This window comes from Bradyrhizobium sp. T-1, assembly GCF_053592855.1.
The window spans coordinates 4,254,979-4,271,664 of record NZ_CM132115.1 but is presented as its reverse complement, the minus strand read 5'-3'; the positions used below and the strand labels follow the sequence as shown (position 1 = coordinate 4,271,664).

Annotated in this window: 13 protein-coding genes; 3 read left to right on the top strand and 10 right to left on the bottom strand. The window is 64.7% G+C overall.

Features of this window, described 5'->3' with window-relative positions; translation table 11 throughout:
- Window positions 1-39: 39 nt before the first annotated feature.
- The gene (locus tag ACWAT4_RS20560) at window positions 40-1,440 is read left to right on the top strand and encodes an autotransporter outer membrane beta-barrel domain-containing protein (RefSeq protein WP_212427460.1); all 1,401 of its coding nucleotides are present in this window, start codon (window positions 40-42) and stop codon (window positions 1,438-1,440) included.
- Window positions 1,441-1,459: 19 nt separating this feature from the next.
- Here the strand turns inward: ACWAT4_RS20560 and ACWAT4_RS20555 are convergent, their stop codons facing one another.
- The 6 genes from ACWAT4_RS20555 to ACWAT4_RS20530 form a co-directional block, all read right to left on the bottom strand.
- Window positions 1,460-2,257, bottom strand: a complete 798-nt coding sequence (locus tag ACWAT4_RS20555) for an MBL fold metallo-hydrolase (RefSeq protein ID WP_212427461.1) — start codon at window positions 2,255-2,257, stop codon at window positions 1,460-1,462.
- 13 nt (window positions 2,258-2,270) lie between these two features.
- Window positions 2,271-3,047: a TatD family hydrolase gene (locus ACWAT4_RS20550; RefSeq protein WP_212427462.1), complete on the bottom strand. Its 777-nt coding sequence runs from the start codon at window positions 3,045-3,047 to the stop codon at window positions 2,271-2,273.
- A 13-nt stretch (window positions 3,048-3,060) separates the two neighbouring features.
- Window positions 3,061-5,010: a methionine--tRNA ligase gene (gene metG, locus ACWAT4_RS20545; protein WP_212302270.1), complete on the bottom strand. Its 1,950-nt coding sequence runs from the start codon at window positions 5,008-5,010 to the stop codon at window positions 3,061-3,063.
- A 109-nt stretch (window positions 5,011-5,119) separates the two neighbouring features.
- Window positions 5,120-6,166 carry a DNA polymerase III subunit delta' gene (locus ACWAT4_RS20540; protein ID WP_212302271.1) on the bottom strand — a complete coding sequence of 349 codons (1,047 nt, stop codon included), beginning with the start codon at window positions 6,164-6,166 and terminating at the stop codon, window positions 5,120-5,122.
- A complete protein-coding gene (gene tmk, locus ACWAT4_RS20535) occupies window positions 6,163-6,849 on the bottom strand; it encodes a dTMP kinase (protein ID WP_212302272.1) in 687 nt (228 codons plus the stop codon). Before tmk ends, ACWAT4_RS20540 begins: the two co-directional genes overlap by 4 nt.
- Window positions 6,850-6,851: 2 nt before the next feature.
- Window positions 6,852-8,114 carry a D-alanyl-D-alanine carboxypeptidase family protein gene (locus ACWAT4_RS20530; protein WP_212302273.1) on the bottom strand — a complete coding sequence of 421 codons (1,263 nt, stop codon included), beginning with the start codon at window positions 8,112-8,114 and terminating at the stop codon, window positions 6,852-6,854.
- Between the two features lie 153 nt (window positions 8,115-8,267).
- Between ACWAT4_RS20530 and ACWAT4_RS20525 the strand changes: the two genes are divergently transcribed.
- Complete coding sequence (locus tag ACWAT4_RS20525; protein ID WP_212302274.1) at window positions 8,268-9,224, top strand: alpha/beta fold hydrolase; 957 nt, start codon at window positions 8,268-8,270, stop codon at window positions 9,222-9,224.
- 76 nt (window positions 9,225-9,300) lie between these two features.
- Here the strand turns inward: ACWAT4_RS20525 and ACWAT4_RS20520 are convergent, their stop codons facing one another.
- From ACWAT4_RS20520 to ACWAT4_RS20505, 4 genes are all read right to left on the bottom strand, one after another.
- On the bottom strand, window positions 9,301-9,837 hold the full coding sequence (locus ACWAT4_RS20520) for a GNAT family N-acetyltransferase (RefSeq protein WP_212302275.1): 537 nt from the start codon (window positions 9,835-9,837) through the stop codon (window positions 9,301-9,303).
- Between the two features lie 23 nt (window positions 9,838-9,860).
- Entirely contained in the window at window positions 9,861-10,403 is a 543-nt protein-coding gene (locus ACWAT4_RS20515) for a phage tail protein (RefSeq protein ID WP_212302276.1), read from the bottom strand.
- A gap of 34 nt (window positions 10,404-10,437) precedes the next feature.
- Window positions 10,438-10,965 carry a phage tail protein gene (locus ACWAT4_RS20510; RefSeq protein ID WP_212302277.1) on the bottom strand — a complete coding sequence of 176 codons (528 nt, stop codon included), beginning with the start codon at window positions 10,963-10,965 and terminating at the stop codon, window positions 10,438-10,440.
- 111 nt (window positions 10,966-11,076) lie between these two features.
- Complete coding sequence (locus ACWAT4_RS20505; RefSeq protein WP_212302383.1) at window positions 11,077-11,622, bottom strand: phage tail protein; 546 nt, start codon at window positions 11,620-11,622, stop codon at window positions 11,077-11,079.
- 445 nt (window positions 11,623-12,067) lie between these two features.
- On the opposite strand from ACWAT4_RS20505, the gene ACWAT4_RS20500 reads away from it, so the two are divergent.
- A complete protein-coding gene (locus tag ACWAT4_RS20500) occupies window positions 12,068-16,666 on the top strand; it encodes an IPT/TIG domain-containing protein (protein ID WP_249149159.1) in 4,599 nt (1,532 codons plus the stop codon).
- The last annotated feature ends 20 nt before the right edge of the window (window positions 16,667-16,686 follow it).

Genomic DNA, 16,686 nt, shown 5'->3' with positions numbered 1-16,686 from the left:
GTTGGGGCGCTTCATGCGGTTCGTGTCGTGAGCACAGACGTGCGTGCGCGTCTGGCGCTGCTGCTGTTGACGGCCGGATTGCTGCTGCCGCGCGCGGCGGATGCCCAAGTCATGCGCGAGTTCGGCGCGTTCGCAGGTCCCGAAAATTTTGGCTATCCCGGTCCAAGCTGGCCCGGCGGCGGCACCGGCAATTTCAGCGCCGGCAATAACTTCGGCGGCATGGGAGGCCCGATGTTCGGTCCCCCGCCACAGGCATCGGCTTTTGGCGGTGCGCCGTCAGGCAACGGCAACAATGGCGGCCCGGGGATGCCGCCAAACGCTGGCTGGAACGGTGACCCACCGGGTCTCGCCGGCGCGGGCAGGTCCAGCATGCAACAGGCCTTTGGCGGCAGCTCCACAACTCCGTCGCAGACAGAAACGGCGCAGGCCACATTCCTGGCGATGAAGCAGTTCACCCAGACCCTGCTCGATCCCGCCATCGACGGGCGCGGGATCGGCCGGCCCGAATTCGACTCTGAACTCTCGGCCTATGCCGATCTCGGTAACGACCGCACCCATGGCGGCATCGGGCGCGACGCCTATGAGGCGATCTACGGCAAGCCGTCGCTTGCGGCCCCGCACTGGAGCATCTGGGCCACGGGCCTCGGCGGCTCCCAGACCACGACCGATGGCAGCGGCGCGGCGGCTCGCAGCTACGTCACCGCCGTTGGCGCCGACTATTCGCTTTCACCGCAGACGCGAATGGGCTTTGCGCTTGCCGGCGGCGGCACCGGTTTCGCCAATAATTTCTCCAGCGGCCGCTCCGACCTGTTTCAGGCCGGCAGCTTCGTCAGGCACGCGATCGGCGCGGCCTATGTTGCGACCGCCCTCGCCTATGGCTGGCAGGCCATCACCAGCGACCATCAGGTGACGCCGGCCGGTAGCGACCAGCTCAACACGGCCCTCAACGCCAACGCATATTCCGGCCGCATCGAAAGCGGCTACCGGATTGCGACGCCTTGGCTCGGCGTCACGCCCTACGCCGCCGGCCAGGTGACCATGTTCCGCCTCGCCGCCAGCACCGGCCAGCCGGCTTACGCAGCCGATCCATCCGCGGCGCCATCCAGCAGCAGTAACAGCTTTACCGACGGCCGCAGCGAGCTCGGCCTGCGCACGAGCACATCCTTCGTGCTGGCTGGTGGTCTCTTCGATTTGCGAGGACGTCTGGCCTGGGCGCATGATTTCAGCGCGACGCAGTCGATGCCTGCAGTGTTCCAGGCGGCATCGGGCCAGGGATTTGTAATCGGCAGCACAGCGCTTGCGCCGAACTCGGCCTTGACGGGCGTCGCCCTCGAGCTGCGCGGCGTGAACGGCTGGTCCGCGAGCGCGAACTTCGACAGCGAGCTGTCGAGCCTGGTGCGCGCCTACACCGGCAAGGCCGTGCTGCGCTACGCGTGGTGACGCTTCGTTCGAGAACGTTCTAGAGAGTCTCCATCCGCAGTCCGTCATAGGCCGGCACGACCCCCGCGGGCAACGTCTGGCGGATCACCTCGTAGTCGACGTCGGCCGTCATGTTGGTGATGACGGCGCGCTTCGGCCTGAAGCGTTCGATCCAGGACAGCGCGTCGTTGATGCTGAAATGGCTGGGATGGCCGGTGTAGCGCAGGCCGTCGACGATCCACAGATCGAGGTTTTCCAGGGCACCCCAGCTCTCCCGCGGGATGTCGTTGAGATCGGGCGTGTAGGCAGCGTTGCCGATGCGGTAGCCAAGCGCGGGAATGTTGCCGTGCTGAACCAGGAAAGCCGTCATCGTCACCGCGCCCCCCTTCCCCAGAACCGTCTGGCTTTCGCCCGCCTCGATCGAATGCCGCGTCAGGATCGGCGGATAGTCGCTTCCCTCCGGCGAGATGAAGCAATAGGAAAACCGCGCCATGATGTCCTTGGCGGTCGACTGGTTGAAATAGACCGGAATGCGCTTGCGCATGTGGATCACGACCGAGCGCAGATCGTCCATGCCGTGGGTCTGGTCGGCGTGCTCATGGGTCAAGAATACCGCGTCGATGTGGTCGACATCCGTCGAGATCAACTGCTCGCGCAGGTCCGGCGACGTGTCGATCACGATACGCGTGGTGCCGTGGTGTGACGTCTGTTCGACCAGCAGCGAGCAACGGCGGCGGCGGTTCTTGGGGTTCGTGGGATCGCAGGCGCCCCAGCCGAGCGCCGGACGCGGCACGCCGGCGGAGGAGCCGCAGCCCAGGATCGTCAGCGTCAGCGTCATGCGGTTCAGAACCTCAAGTTTTCACCTTCGAGAAAAGGCGGAAGAAGTTTTCGCTGGTCTGCCGTGAGATCTCCTCAAGCGACACGCCGCGCGTTTCGGCAAGCACTTTGGCGACCTCGACCACATAGGCCGGCTCGTTGCGCTTGCCCCGGAATTTGCCCGGCGCAAGGTAGGGCGAGTCTGTTTCGACCAGAATACGGTCGGACGGCAATTCGGCCGCCAGCGCGCGCAAGGTATCTGACTTCTTGAAGGTGAGGATTCCCGTGAAGCCGATGTACAGCCCGAGCGACACCGCCTTCAGCGCCAGCTCGCGCCCGCCGGTGTAACAATGCAGCACCGCGCGAAACGATCCCTTGGCAGCCTCCTCTTCCAGGATGCGGGCGCAGTCCTCATCGGCCTCGCGGGTGTGGATCACCAGCGGCAGGTCGGTCGCGCGCGCGGCGGCGATGTGGGCGCGAAAGCCCCTCGCCTGCGCCTCCGGCGAGCCGTTGTCGTAAAAATAGTCGAGCCCGGCCTCGCCGAGCGCGACCACCTTCGGATGCCGCGTCAGCGCGACCAACTCGTCCGCCGTGATGCCGTCTTCTTCATCCGCGTTGTGCGGGTGGGTGCCGACCGAGCAATAGACGTCGTCATAGCGCCCGGCGATGGCGAGAAGCTGATCGAGCTTTCGCACCCGCGTCGAGATCGTGACCATGCGGCCGATGCCGGCCGCACGGGCACGCGCTACGATCCCGTCGAGATCTTCCGCGAAGTCCGGAAAATCCAGATGGCAGTGACTGTCGACCAGCATCGCTAGGTACGCCTCAGGCTGCCGGCTCGATGTAGCGCGGGAACGCGGGCGTCGGCGCCGGCAGCATCGAGCCGGGCGCGATCCGCTTGGCGCCGCCGAGCATCGCGAAGTTGCGCTCTCCTTCGGGAATACCAAGGCTGTCGAGCAGCAGGCCCGAGGCGGTCGGCATCGCCGGCTGGGCCAGGATCGCGATCTGGCGCACGACTTCAGCGGTGACGTAGAGCACCGTCCTCTGTCGTGCGGGATCGGTCTTGGCCAGCGCCCACGGCGCCTCGCCCGCGAAATAGCGGTTGGCTTCCGCAACCACGGCCCACACGGCATTGAGCCAGTGATGGATCTGCTGGGTTGCCATCGCTTCGCGGCTGGCGGCGATCATACCGTCGGCCATAGCCAGGATCGCCTTGTCATTGTCACTGAACTCGCCGGGCTCCGGCAGCACGCCGCTGAGTTGCTTGGCGATCATCGACAGCGAGCGTTGCGCGAGGTTGCCGAGATCATTGGCGAGATCGGCATTGATGCGTGCGACGATAGCTTCATGGTTGTAGTTGCCGTCCTGGCCGAACGGCACCTCGCGCAGGAAGAAATAGCGCATCTGGTCGACGCCATACTGGTCGGCGAGATTGAAGGGATCGACGACGTTGCCGACCGATTTCGACATCTTCTCGCCCCTGTTGAACAGGAAGCCGTGGGCATAGACCCGCTTCTGCACGGGAATGCCGGCCGACATCAGGAATGCGGGCCAATACACCGCGTGGAAGCGGATGATGTCCTTGCCGATGATGTGCACGTCCGCTGGCCAGTAGCGCCAGTTCTCGTCGCTCTCGTCGGGGAAGCCGACGCCGGTGATGTAATTGGTCAGCGCGTCGACCCAGACGTACATCACGTGCTCTTCGTCGCCGGGCACCTTGACGCCCCAATCGAACGTGGTCCGCGAGATCGAGAGATCGCGCAGGCCGCCCTTGACGAAGCTCACCACCTCGTTCTTGCGGGAATCGGGCCCGATGAAATCAGGGCGATCCGAATAGAGCTTGAGCAGCTTGTCCTGATAGGCCGAGAGGCGGAAGAAATAGCTCTTCTCTTCGACCCACTCGACCGGCGTGCCCTGCGGTCCGAGCCGCACGCCGTCGTCGTTCAGGCGCGTCTCATCCTCGGCGTAGTACGCCTCATCGCGAACCGAGTACCAGCCGGCATAGGTGTCGGCATAGATGTCGCCGTTCGCTTCCATGCGACGCCAGATCTCCTGGGTCGAGCGATGGTGCTGCTCCTCGGTGGTACGGATGAACCGGTCGAACGACACGTTCAGCCGCTCGTCCATCTCCTTGAAGCGGCCGGCATTGCGGGTCGCGAGCGCGGCCGGCGTCAGGCCCTCGTTCTGCGCGGTCTGGACCATCTTCAGGCCGTGCTCGTCGGTACCGGTCAGGAAGAACACGTCCTTGCCGTCGAGCCGCGCAAAGCGCGCCAGCACGTCGGTCGCAATCGCCTCATAGGCGTGGCCGATATGCGGACTGCCGTTGGGATAGGCAATCGCGGTGGTGATGTAGAAGACGTTGTCGCGCGCGGACGCGGCAACAGGCGCTGACGCCTTCGGTGCAGCCGTCGGCTTCGGCGCAGGCGGCGCCTTGGGCTTCACGGCCTTCGGCGGCGTGACGATGGGGGCCGGCGCAGCGATCAGGGCGGGCGCGGTCACCCTCGCCTTCCTGGCTGCTTTCTTCGCCGGAGCCTTGGCGGGCTTCCTGGTGGCCGCCTTCTTCGAAGCCTTCTTGGCGACGATCTGCTTCTTCGCAGCGTTCTTGCCGGCCTTCTTTGCCGACTTCTTCACGCTCTTCTTGGTGGCGGCCTTCTTGGTCTTCTCGACCTTTTTGACCGCTTTGGACGCGCGCGCCTTCACGGCCTTTTTGGTAGCCTTCTTCGCGGCCTTCTTGCCGCTCTTGCCCTTGACCGTTTTCTTAGCTCGTGTCGCCACGATGAATTCCTTTGCCGGCTTCTCGAAATTTGGAAACGAATTTGCGTTAGGTTGTTGTCTTGCGCATGATCATTTCGGAAAACCGCTGCGCACTTTTCCGGATCATGCTCTAGCGCGTTGCGTCCGCCAGCCAGCCGAACACCGAGAAAACCAAGGGCTTTCGCTCCAGATTGTAGGTTTCGGTGTCGCGCGCGGCGCGGACGATCTTTTCCCATACCTCAGCTAGACGCGCAAGGCGCGGCAGGTTCTGGTTGGCATTGGCCTCATCGGCATGCAGGCGTTCCGCGATCCAGCGATCGATGCCGTCGACGAAGGCCGCGAGCGCGACGCGGTCGCTGGTGCCGAGGGATTCGCCGAGCGTGTGCAACTCGCGCGGATCGACCTCCGGGAGCCGTGCCAGCAGCGCCGCCGTGCGCTGCTGAAGCTTCAGCGCATCGCCCCCGAGCAGCGTCAGCGCACGCGCGACGCTGCCCTCGGAGGCCTCCGCGGCTTCGCGCAGCGCCAGATCGGTCGGAGCGAGATCGGCGGCCGCGGCGGCTGCACCGATGACCTCCTCGGTGGTGAGCGAGCGCAGGCGCAGCTTGCGGCAACGCGACTGAATCGTAGCGAGCACGCGCGCGGGCGCGTGGCTCACCAGCAGGAACAGCGATCGCTGCGGCGGTTCCTCCAAGATCTTCAGCAGGGCGTTCGCCGCATTGGGATTGAGCTCGTCGACGGTGTCGACGATGCAGACGCGCCAGCCTTCGGCCGCCGCGGTCGAGCCGAAGAACGCGATCGTCTCGCGCGTCTCGTCCACGGTAATGACGGTGCGCATCACGCCGCGGTCGTTGGCGGTGCGCTCCAGCGTCAGCAGACCACCATGCGAGCTCGCCGCAACCTGTCGCGCCACGGCGTCGTCGGGGTCGATCGCGAGGTCTTCCGCGCCCTGCACGGCAGGCGCCAGCGGCTGGCCGTGAGCGAGCACGAAGCGCGCCATGCGATAGGCCAGCGTCGCCTTGCCGATGCCCTGCGGCCCGCCGATCAGCCAGGCATGCGGAATACGCCCACTGCGATAGGCCGTGAGCAGCGCCGTCTCGGCCTCGCGATGGCCGAACAGCAGGTTCGTCTCGCGCGGATGCGGAATGGCGCTCTCGCGCTCGGCCTGACGCGGGCTCATGCTGAGACCACCGAGGCAGGCGTGCGAAGGAGGCGCTCGCGCAACGCCGTCCAGACCCGGTCCGCGACCGTATCAGGATCAGAATTGGCGTCGATCAGCACACATCGCTTGGGCTCGTCCTCGGCGATCTTCCGATAGGCCTCGCGGAGCCCCTGATGGAAGCTGAGCTTCTCGCTTTCGAAGCGGTCGGGCGTACCGCTGCCGCGACGCGCGGCGGCGCGCTGCAGGCCGATTTCGACCGGCAGGTCGAGAATGAGGGTGAGATCCGGCTTGAGATCGCCGATCGTGACCCGCTGCATGGCGTTGATCAGCCCCGCGGGCACCTGGCCGAGGCTGCCCTGATAGGCGCGTGTCGAATCGGCGAAACGGTCGCACAGCACCCAGGCTCCGTGGTTCAGCGCGGGTTGGATTACGGTGCGGACATGGTCATCGCGCGCGGCCGCGAACAGCAAGGTCTCGGCTTCGGGCCCGAGCAGCTTGCCCATGCCCGACAGCACCAGATGTCGCATGATCTCCGCGCCCGGCGACCCGCCCGGCTCACGTGTGACGAGCGTGCGCATCCGTGCCGCCTTGAGACGGTCGGCGAGCTTCTTGATCTGAGTCGACTTGCCCGTCCCCTCGCCGCCTTCAAAGGTGATGAAGCGTCCGCGTCCGGACGAGCGCTGTCCCGTGCTATCACTCATGGTCAGAGCTTCTCAGCACCTGCGCGGAACATGCCGATCACGAGCTCGCTGGCACCGTCGATCGCGCGGCGCACGGTCGAGCCGGTACTGATCGCCTCGGCGGCATAGACCGGCGTCTCCACCGCGATGGCGCCGCTTCGCCAGACCCTGACCACGCCGACCTGCTGGCCGGCCTGGACCGGTGCACGCACAGGGCCGCTATAAACGACACGTGCGATCAGCTTGTCGCCGCCGCTCTTGTGCACCATGACCTTCACCGGCTCTTTCGCAACGAGCTTCACCGAGCGGCTCTCGCCACCGAACACCTTGGCGTAGCCGACCTGCTGGTCGGCCGCTATCAACGTGCGGGTCTCGAAATTGCGAAAGCCCCATTCCAGCATTTTCTTGGCTTCCGTGGCGCGGTCCTCGATGTCCTCAAGTCCGTTGACGACGACGATCAGCCGTGTGCCGTTCTGCACGGCCGAACCGACCATGCCGTAGCCACCCTCCTTTGTGTAACCGGTCTTCAGGCCGTCAGCGCCTTCCATGGAATTGAGCAGCGGATTGCGGTTGGGCTGGCGGATCTTGTTCCAGGTGAACTCCTTCTCGCCGAACAGTTTATAGAATTCGGGGAAGTCCAGGATGATGTGCCGGGCAAGCATGCCGAGTTCGCGCACCGTCATCTTGTTGCCCGGGTCGGGCAAGCCGTTGGAATTGGCGAAGGTCGATTTGGTCATGCCGAGCTCGCGCGCGCGCTTGGTCATGAAATCGGCGGCAAAGATCTTCTCGTTGCCGGCAATGCCCTCGGCGAGAGCGATGCAGGCATCGTTACCGCTCTGGATGATCGCGCCATGCAGGAGGTCGTCGACCGAGACCTTGCTGTTGATGGCCGCGAACATGGTCGAGCCGCCGGACGGCGCGCCCCCCCTGCGCCAGGCGTTCTCGCTGATCCGGTATTCGTCGGTCAGCTTGATGTCGCCCTTCTTGATCGCGTTGAAAACGACTTCCGCAGTCACGAGCTTCATCATGCTGGAGGGGGCACGCAGCTCGTCGGCGTTCTTCTCGAACAGCACGCTGCCGCTGGAGGCCTCGATCAGGATCGCGGTGGGGGCGTCGCCGTCGAAGCCGATATCTTCGGTCTTCTTGGCGCCCTGGACGCTCTGGTTGGCAGCGTAGAGCACCCCGCCCCAGCCAAAGCTCACCGCGAGCGCCGCCCCGAGCAGCCCGCGCGCGAAGGCCCGGGCCGTGAACCCGTTATGGCGGAGCGAAATGAGACGAAATGCCATGGCGAAGCCCTGAGACCGGCGTTCTAACAGTTGGAACCGGGGCGAACAACACGCGGATCGGTGCCCGCCCCAGAGATTGCACGATTCTTGTCGCATCCCTATCGTGGCACCTGATGTTTTTGGACCAAACCCCTGAAACAAGGCGGAAAAGCGATGTCCACCACCCGCGTGATCAAGGCCAATGGGATCGACCTGTTTATCCGCGAGGCCGGCCAGGGGCCGCTGGTGGTGCTGTGCCATGGCTGGCCGGAATTATCCTATTCCTGGCGGCACCAGATCCCGGCGCTCGCGGCCGCCGGATTTCATGTCGTGGCCCCTGACATGCGCGGCTACGGCCAGAGCGCGGCGCCGCCTGACGCGGCCGCCTATTCCATCTTCGACCTGGTCGGCGACGTGGTCGGCCTGGTGCAGGCGCTCGGCGTGACCAAGGCGATGGTGGTCGGCCACGACTGGGGCGCGCCGGTCGCCTGGCATGCGGCGCTGTTCCGCCCCGATATGTTCACGGCCGTCGCAGGCCTCAGCGTGCCACCGCCGTTCCGCGGACGCGGCAGGCCGCTCGAACTGCTGCGTCAGGGCGGCATCACCAATTTCTACTGGCAGTACTTTCAGGCGCCCGGCGTTGCGGAGGCCGAGTTCGAGCATGACGTCGCCCGCACCATGCGCACGGTGCTCGGTGGCCGCGGCCTCGCTGATCCGAACGCCGCGATGTTCGTGCAGGAGGGCAAGGGGTTTCTTGGCCATGCCATCGACGCGGAGCCGCTGCCGGCGTGGCTGACTGAAACCGATCTCGCTCATTTCACGGAGAGCTTCAGCAAGTCTGGATTCCGCGGCGGGTTGAACTGGTATCGCAACCTCGACCGCAATTGGGAGCTGACCGCGCCCTGGCAGAATGCGCAGATTCACCAGCCCTCCCTCTTCATCGCCGGCGCGCAGGACGCCGTCATCACCGGCCTGATCGGCGCCAGGCGTGTCAACGAGCTGGAGCGCGTTCTGCCCAATCTCACGCGAAAGCTGATCATCGAAGGCGCCGGCCATTGGGTGCAGCAGGAGCGGCCCGAGGAGGTGAATGCTGCGCTGCTCAGATTCCTGCGCGAGGCGGCATCGGGCTAAAGCATGGTCCGGAAAGGTACTTTGTGGCTTTCCGAAAAGACCTTGCCCGAACAATCGCCTGAAGCGCGATGACGATTCATCCTGATCTCATCGCGCTCTCGGTGATATCCTTTCTCATTGCGATGTGGGCGGCGCCCGCCTGCCTGACCTCGGCAAATCCTTGCCGCTGGTAAAACCGGCGCGCGGCCGGATTGCTCGTGAGCACCACAAGCGTCAGCGCGCCGGCACCCTGCCGGCGCGCTGACGCTTCGAGTGCATCGAGGATATTGGTCCCGATACCGCGACCGCATTCGGACGGCAGCAGCGCGATATCGATGACGTGCCAGTACTCGTCTGTGCAATGAAGCAGCAGCCGGCCGATCGCCGCCCCGTCTCGTGCGACGATCAGCGAGATCGCATTCGGAAACTGCGCGGCGTAGCCGGCGGCCTGACTGCGGAATTGTTGTTCCAGAATTTGATCGAGGATTGGCCCGGACAAACCGGTCGCAGCGAATTGCCCGGTCCGCACCTGCTCGAAGAGATGCCGGATGAACGGCGCGTCGATCGGGCTTGCGGGCCGAAGCCGCAGGGTCGGATCAGCCGGGATGATGTCGAACGACGCAGGATCCATCATGCCGTCGCGTCGTGCCGCATTGCTCACCCGAAGGACGGAAAGATTCCCGCATAAGCGATACACCAGACGATCGCCAGGGTGGGCTGCGTGTTGTCGTGCGGCTGGTTCTGCCCCGTCATCGTGACGGCATTGGTCACCAAGGTCGAGTTGCCGGGCGGCGCGACGAAGCCGTTGAATTGGGGATCGATCGCCACCGTCGTCCCGGCCGTTCCGGGACCCGCGGTGCCGCCTTGTGTGGTCTTGGCGCCGAGCTGCAGGGTGTGCGTGTGGCGGGCCATGTTGTCGCCGATCAAGGTCACCGTCGGGCTGCCGACGGTCTCGCCGATGTCGTAGTTCTGCAAACCCGGACCTTGCCCCTGGCTGATCGCTATCGAGCCGTTCAGGTTCGGCAGGGCGAAATTGGTCGTGCCATTGCCGCCGTAATATGTGCCGATCAACGCAAATAGCGCAGTGAATTGCTGAATCGGCACCAGCTGGCCACCGCAGGGCAGCCAGGCATTGTTGAAGCCAGTGACAGCAAAGGGAAACGGAAACGCCTGGATTTCGCCGACGAACTGATCTGACATGATGTCTTTCCTCGAGAATACGGATGCACACGGCCTAACCGGACGAAGGGAAGATGCCGTCGTTGCAGATGCAGTAATTGGCGACGACGGTCGGCATCATGTTGTTATGCCCGAGGCTGTTACCTGCGGTGGTGACGCAGGGGGCCATTGTGTCGTACGTCCCGACGTTCGCGATCGGCGCGTAGAGTTCACCTGCTGACGCGGTGGCAAGATGGACGGTCTGTCCGGGTGTCGGCGTCGTGCCCGTCGCGGTGGAGGACATCAGCGCGTGACTGTGCGTCGGCATCTCGGCTTCGGTCAGCGTATGCGTCTCCTCACCGCCGAGCTGGCCCAGTGTATAGGGCGGAAGGCCTGGGCCCTGTCCCTGTCCGATCAGGGCACGGCCGCGCATATCGGGAAGATTGAACGTGGTGACGCCGTCGCCGCCATAGGTGGTGCCGATCACGGTGTAAAGCGTCGTATATTGAGAAATGGGCAGCGCTTGCCCATTGCAAGCGAACCAGCCGTTCGGCACCCGCGGAAAGCCAAACAGCCTGATCTCGCCGATAAAGGGATCTGCCATCGCGTATGATCCTTTGCCTGTGCGCCCCGTTCCCATCCGGCCGGTGAATGCGCAAATCCTCAGAATTGACTTGAACGAATTTCGTTCGCGACAACGCTCCTGCGCGACCGATCAGTTTCGCGACGGAAAAATCCCTTGCAGCGCGATCAGATAGCTGATGGTGAGATAGGGCTGCATGTTGTTGTGGGCCTGCCCCCTGCCCTCGTTCACCAGATTGGTGGCGGACGCCAATGGGACTTCACCGCTTCCGGCTGCCGCAAAAATTTTCGTCGGATTGGTCGCCGGCAGAGCGTTTGTCGCAAAGACATTGCCAGTCGGAGGCACGGCCCCGCGTCCGCCACCGACCGCCGAGGATACTTGAATGAGATGATTGTGAGCCGGCAGCTGAGGCCCGATCAGCGTGACCGTCGGGGCCCCGCCGGTTGTGCCTACGGGATACTGGCCGGCGTTGCCGGTCGAGCCAAGAATCGCGCGGCCGCGCAGATCCGGAAGTGCAAACACTGTCACGCCGTTGCCGCCATAGTAGGTGCCGAGCAACGAGAACAGCGCCTGATTTTGCTGGATCGACAACAGCTGGCCGTTGCAAGGCGCCCAGTTTTTCGGAACGACCGTGCCCGCAAAAGGCATGATCTGGCCAAGGACTGGCTGGTACGGCATGACCCCTCCCCGTTTTAAAAACCAAACGAACTGTCGTGTGATGATGCGAACCACGACAGCAGCACTTAAATTAAAGAATGAATATTGGACGATCTACTCGCCGAGATTGTTCAACAGCTGGCGTTGACAGTCAAGCGCATGCGCAACCTTAAATTGGCGCGCGGCAAGCGGCCCTGTCGACGGCCACCAAAGCACGCTTTTGTTGCCGCCATGCAACGGTTCGCTGGAAAGTAGCACTGTGGGACTGGGTGCGCTTGCGTTGTGCACCACGTCCCGGCCAAATGCACGCAAGAATATACGCGGACGATTTCACAATCAGGGATTTAAGTGCGGCCGCTCTTCCAAGAGCCGCCGCCGTCAAGGGGGGCCGGTGAGTCACGCAATTGCGGTGGCCGAGCCAGAGAAAACAGGGGAGTTGGCGATCCGGTCGCGCAATGGCGGAGCTATGCCTCGGCGAATCCTGCGCGCGCTATGGCTTGCGACTCAACGCATCTGCATCGCAGCGCTCTTGATGTTCGGCGCGATTGCCGCGGCGAACGCGGCTTGCGATCAAACGACAAATTCCACATCCGGCGTGACCGTTAACTTCACGTCGGTCGGCCAGGTCTACCGCCTGTGCTTCACTATCGGTTCGGGCTCGGCCCCTGCCGACGATTCCGTCGTGTGGGGCCTTTATTCGGTCCAGAACACGGATTCATTTTTCAACGCGCCGATCGCCAATTCGAGCGGCACCAATGCGGGCAACCAGCAGCTCACGGCTGCCGACTATAATCCGACGACGTCGAAGGCGACTTATACGTTTCATCCGACCAACCCGAACCAAAACGGTCAAAGCGCGAACGCCGGCCAGGCCGAGATCGATATCACGCTGAACAGCGCGACGAGCGGCGGGCAGGAGACGATCACCCTCTACTACGCGCCGGGCTGTAGCGATTTCACCGCCAGCTGCCCCGGAAGTTCCATCGCGAACACCTCCTTTGTGTTCACGATCAATCTGCCTAGCCCCACAGTCACGTCGGTCTCACCGACGTCGGGGCCGCTTGCCGGCGGCACATCGGTGGTCATCACAGGCACCAACTTCACCGGAACGACTGGCGCGGGTGGTGTCAAGTTCGGCGCCACGAATGCGACGGGCTATACTGTCAATTCCAACACCCAGATCACGGCGACTGCGCCGGCCGGATCGGCCGGCACCGTCGATATTACCGTCACGAACGGCTCAGCGACATCGCCGACATCGGCGGCTGACCAGTACACTTACGTCGCTGCGCCGACCGTGACCTCCATCTCGCCGACCGCCGGCCCTACGGGCGGGGGCACGACCGTGATCATCACCGGCACCAACTTCAGCGCGACGACCGGCGCCGGTGGCGTGAAGTTCGGCGCGACCAACGCGACCAGCTACACGGTCAATTCCAACACCCAGATCACGGCAACTGCGCCGGCTGGATCCGCTGGCACGGTCGATGTCACGGTCACAACGCCAGGCGGGACGTCAGCAGCGTCAGCGGCGGATCAATACACCTACACGGCCGCACCGACCGTCACCTCGATCTCGCCGACCTCGGGGCCAGGCGGAGGCGGCACCGTCGTGACGATCACCGGCACCAACTTCTCCGGCGCCTCCGCAGTGAGCTTCGGTGCATCGCCAGCGACCGGATTTACGGTCGTGTCGCCAACGACGATCACGGCGACCTCACCATCCGGAGCCGGCACGGTGGATATCCGGGTCACGACCGCAGGTGGCACGTCGGCAACGTCTGCCGCCGATCAATTCACCTATATCGCCGCCCCCACAGTCACGTCGATCTCGCCTACCAGCGGCCCGGCCGCCGGCAGCACGAGTGTGACAATCACCGGCACCAACTTCACAGGCGTCACGGCCGTAACATTCGGTGCGACGTCGGCCAGCTTCACCTTCAATTCGGCGACGTCGATTACCGCGACCGCGCCCGCCGGCACAGGCACCGTGGACGTCAGGGTGACCACCCCTGGCGGCACGTCTGCAACTTCGGCGGCTGACCAGTTCACCTATCTCGCAGTGCCTACGATCACTTCGGTCTCGCCCACAGCGGGCCCGGTGGGCGGCGGCACCTCGGTGACGGTCACTGGCACGGGCTTCGTCATTGGCGCAACGACGGTGAGCTTCGGCGGGACCGCCGGCACCGCTGTCAGCGTCAGTTCCTCGACGTCCCTGACTGTGACTTCGCCCGCGCATGCCGCGGGCACCATCGACGTCACCGTGACGACCGTGGGGGGCACCTCGGCGACTTCCGCGGCCGACCAATTCACCTACGTCGCTGCACCGACTGTCACCTCGATCTCGCCGACCTCGGGGCCGAGCCCAGGCGGCACCGTGGTGACGATCACCGGCACCAACTTCTCCGGCGCATCGGCTGTGGCCTTCGGCGCGGCGGCCGCGGCCGGATTTACGGTCGTTTCGCCCACCACGATCACGGCGACATCGCCATCCGGCGCAGGCACAGTCGATATCCGCGTGACGACCGCAGGCGGCACGTCGGCAACGTCGGCGGCGGATCAGTTCACCTACATTGCCGCACCCACCGTCACCTCGATCTCACCCACGCAGGGACCGGCGACCGGCGGCACGACGGTCACGATCACGGGCACCAATTTTACAGGCGCAACCGCCGTGACCTTCGGCGCAGTTTCGGCCGCCGGCTTCACCGTCAATTCCGCGACCTCGATCACGGCGACGTCCCCCGCCGGCACCGGCGTCGTCGACATCAAGGTAACGACAACTGGCGGCACCTCGGCCACCTCGGCGGCTGACCAATTCACCTATTTCGGCACGCCGACGGTGTCATCGATTTCGCCGACCGGCGGTCCGCTGGCCGGCGCAACGTCGGTGACCGTCACCGGCACCAATTTCACCGGCGCGACGGCCGTCAAATTCGGAGCGACCAACGCGACGGCCTTCACGGTCAACTCCGCGACCTCGATCACCGCGACTTCGCCCGCGGGCACCGGAACGGTGGACATCACGGTGACGACGCCGGGCGGCACCTCGCCGACCTCTGCTGCGGATCAGTTCACCTACGCGGCAGCGCCGGCGGTCACGTTGGTCTCGCCCAATGCGGGGGCGACAACTGGCGGGACATCGGTCACCATCACGGGCACCGCGTTCTCCAATGCGAGCGCCGTGAAATTCGGCGCAACCAATGCAACGAGCTTCACGGTCAATTCGGCGACGTCGATCACGGCGACATCGCCGGCCGGCGCTGGCATCGTCGATATCACCGTGACGACACCCGGCGGAACATCTGCCACGACGGCATCGGACCAATTCACCTACACACCTGCGCCGACCGTCACGTCGATCTCGCCGACATCAGGGACCGCGCTCGGCGGCACCTCGGTTGCCATCACCGGTAACGGCTTCACCGGTGCAACCGCCGTGAAATTCGGTGCCACCAATGCGGCGAGCTTTACGGTGAATTCGGCGACCTCGATCACGGCGACATCGCCGGCCGGGGCCGGCACCGTCGACGTCACCGTGACGACAGCCGGCGGTACGTCGCCGACGTCTGCAGCCGACCGGTTCAGCTATCTTTCGGCCTCGACCACCACGTCGCTCAATTCGTCGAAAAATCCGAGCAGCTCCGGCGATCCCGTGACGTTCTCGGCCACGGTGGGCAGCTCGGGCGGAACGCCAACGGGAACTGTGACCTTCAGCGATGGCGGCACCGCGATCGGCACGTCAACACTGTCGGGCGGAATCGCGACCATCACGACAGCGACGCTCGCCGTGGGCAACCACACGATCACTGCGACCTATAATGGCAGCCCCGCTTTCAGCGCCTCGACCTCGCCGGCCCTGACCCAGTCGGTCTCCATTCCAGCCGACAGCGCCAGGCTGCGTGCGCTCCAGGTCAACACGACCAAGATCGTGGCGCAAAACTCCGGACAGGCGATCTCCGGCGCGATCGACACCGCGATCTCCGAAGGTTTCAGCGACGGCGGACAATACATCACGCCGGGTGCGGGCGGATTTCGGGTGAACTTCGCGGCAACGCCCGAGGACGATGACGGAAAGCTCGCATCGGATCGCCAGTCCGCTCCACAAGGTGGCAACGCCTTTTCCGGCGACGGGTCCAACGGCCGTCCCATCCGCTCCGGCCGCGGCTCGCCGCGGATCGATGACGCCTTCGCCGCAATCGATCGCGCGCCACCAACCAAGGCGCTGCCGGCCCAATTCCGTCCGCAACAGGACTGGCTGTTCTGGGCGGATGTCCGCGGCACCGGCATCGACCGTTGGGGCTCGTCCGGCAATGTCGGCACAGGCGTGACCCAGGCGACACTCTACGGTCAGCAGATCAACCTGCTGTCGGGTCTGACTTACCGGGCGAGGTCCGACCTTCTGGTTGGCGTGGTCGGCGGCTATGAGAATTTCAGCTACACCGAGACCGACATCAACGGAAAGCTGAAGGGCGACGGCTGGACCGTCGGCGCCTATCTCGGCTGGAAGATCATTCCGACACTGCGCTACGACGTGGCCGTGACCTACTCAGGCATCGGCTATGACGGCACGGCCGGCACAGCGCAAGGCAACTTCAACGGCAATCGCTGGATGCTCGCGACCGGCTTCACCGGCAGCTACCGCTGGGCGAATTTCAACATCGAGCCGTCGGCGAAGGTCTATGCGCTGTGGGAGCGGGAAAACGCCTATGTCGATTCGCTCGGCACCCCGCAGGCCGTCCGTACCTTCTCGAGCGGCCGGGCTTCCGCCGGCAACAAGGTGTCCCTCCCCGTGCCGTGGCTCGATAGCCTGGTGTTGGCGCCCTATGCCGGCGTCTACGCCGACTACTATTTCACCCAGGACAATGCTGCCGCGATCATCGCAGCGGGCGCAGTGCCGCTGGCATCGACGCCGCTGCTCCAGGGCTGGTCGGCGCGAGTCACCGGCGGCATCGGTGCAAGACTTGCGGGTGGCGCCACGATCGGCTTCGGGGCCGAGCTCGGCGGCATTGGCGGCAACACGCAGATCTGGACGTTCACCGGGCGCGCTCGCGTCCCGTTCTGACCGTCGCGACAGTCAAACGG

Bases quoted from the DNA above. Each gene is read 5' to 3' on its own strand.
- ACWAT4_RS20555 (WP_212427461.1), bottom strand. From the start codon at position 2,257: ATGACGCTGACGCTGACGATCCTGGGCTGCGGCTCCTCCGCCGGCGTG.
- ACWAT4_RS20550 (WP_212427462.1), bottom strand. From the start codon at position 3,047: ATGCTGGTCGACAGTCACTGCCATCTGGATTTTCCGGACTTCGCGGAA.
- ACWAT4_RS20540 (WP_212302271.1), bottom strand. From the start codon at position 6,166: ATGAGCCCGCGTCAGGCCGAGCGCGAGAGCGCCATTCCGCATCCGCGC.
- tmk (WP_212302272.1), bottom strand. From the start codon at position 6,849: ATGAGTGATAGCACGGGACAGCGCTCGTCCGGACGCGGACGCTTCATC.
- ACWAT4_RS20530 (WP_212302273.1), bottom strand. From the start codon at position 8,114: ATGGCATTTCGTCTCATTTCGCTCCGCCATAACGGGTTCACGGCCCGG.
- ACWAT4_RS20525 (WP_212302274.1), top strand. From the start codon at position 8,268: ATGTCCACCACCCGCGTGATCAAGGCCAATGGGATCGACCTGTTTATC.
- ACWAT4_RS20520 (WP_212302275.1), bottom strand. From the start codon at position 9,837: ATGATGGATCCTGCGTCGTTCGACATCATCCCGGCTGATCCGACCCTG.
- ACWAT4_RS20515 (WP_212302276.1), bottom strand. From the start codon at position 10,403: ATGTCAGATCAGTTCGTCGGCGAAATCCAGGCGTTTCCGTTTCCCTTT.
- ACWAT4_RS20510 (WP_212302277.1), bottom strand. From the start codon at position 10,965: ATGGCAGATCCCTTTATCGGCGAGATCAGGCTGTTTGGCTTTCCGCGG.
- ACWAT4_RS20505 (WP_212302383.1), bottom strand. From the start codon at position 11,622: ATGCCGTACCAGCCAGTCCTTGGCCAGATCATGCCTTTTGCGGGCACG.
- ACWAT4_RS20500 (WP_249149159.1), top strand. From the start codon at position 12,068: ATGCCTCGGCGAATCCTGCGCGCGCTATGGCTTGCGACTCAACGCATC.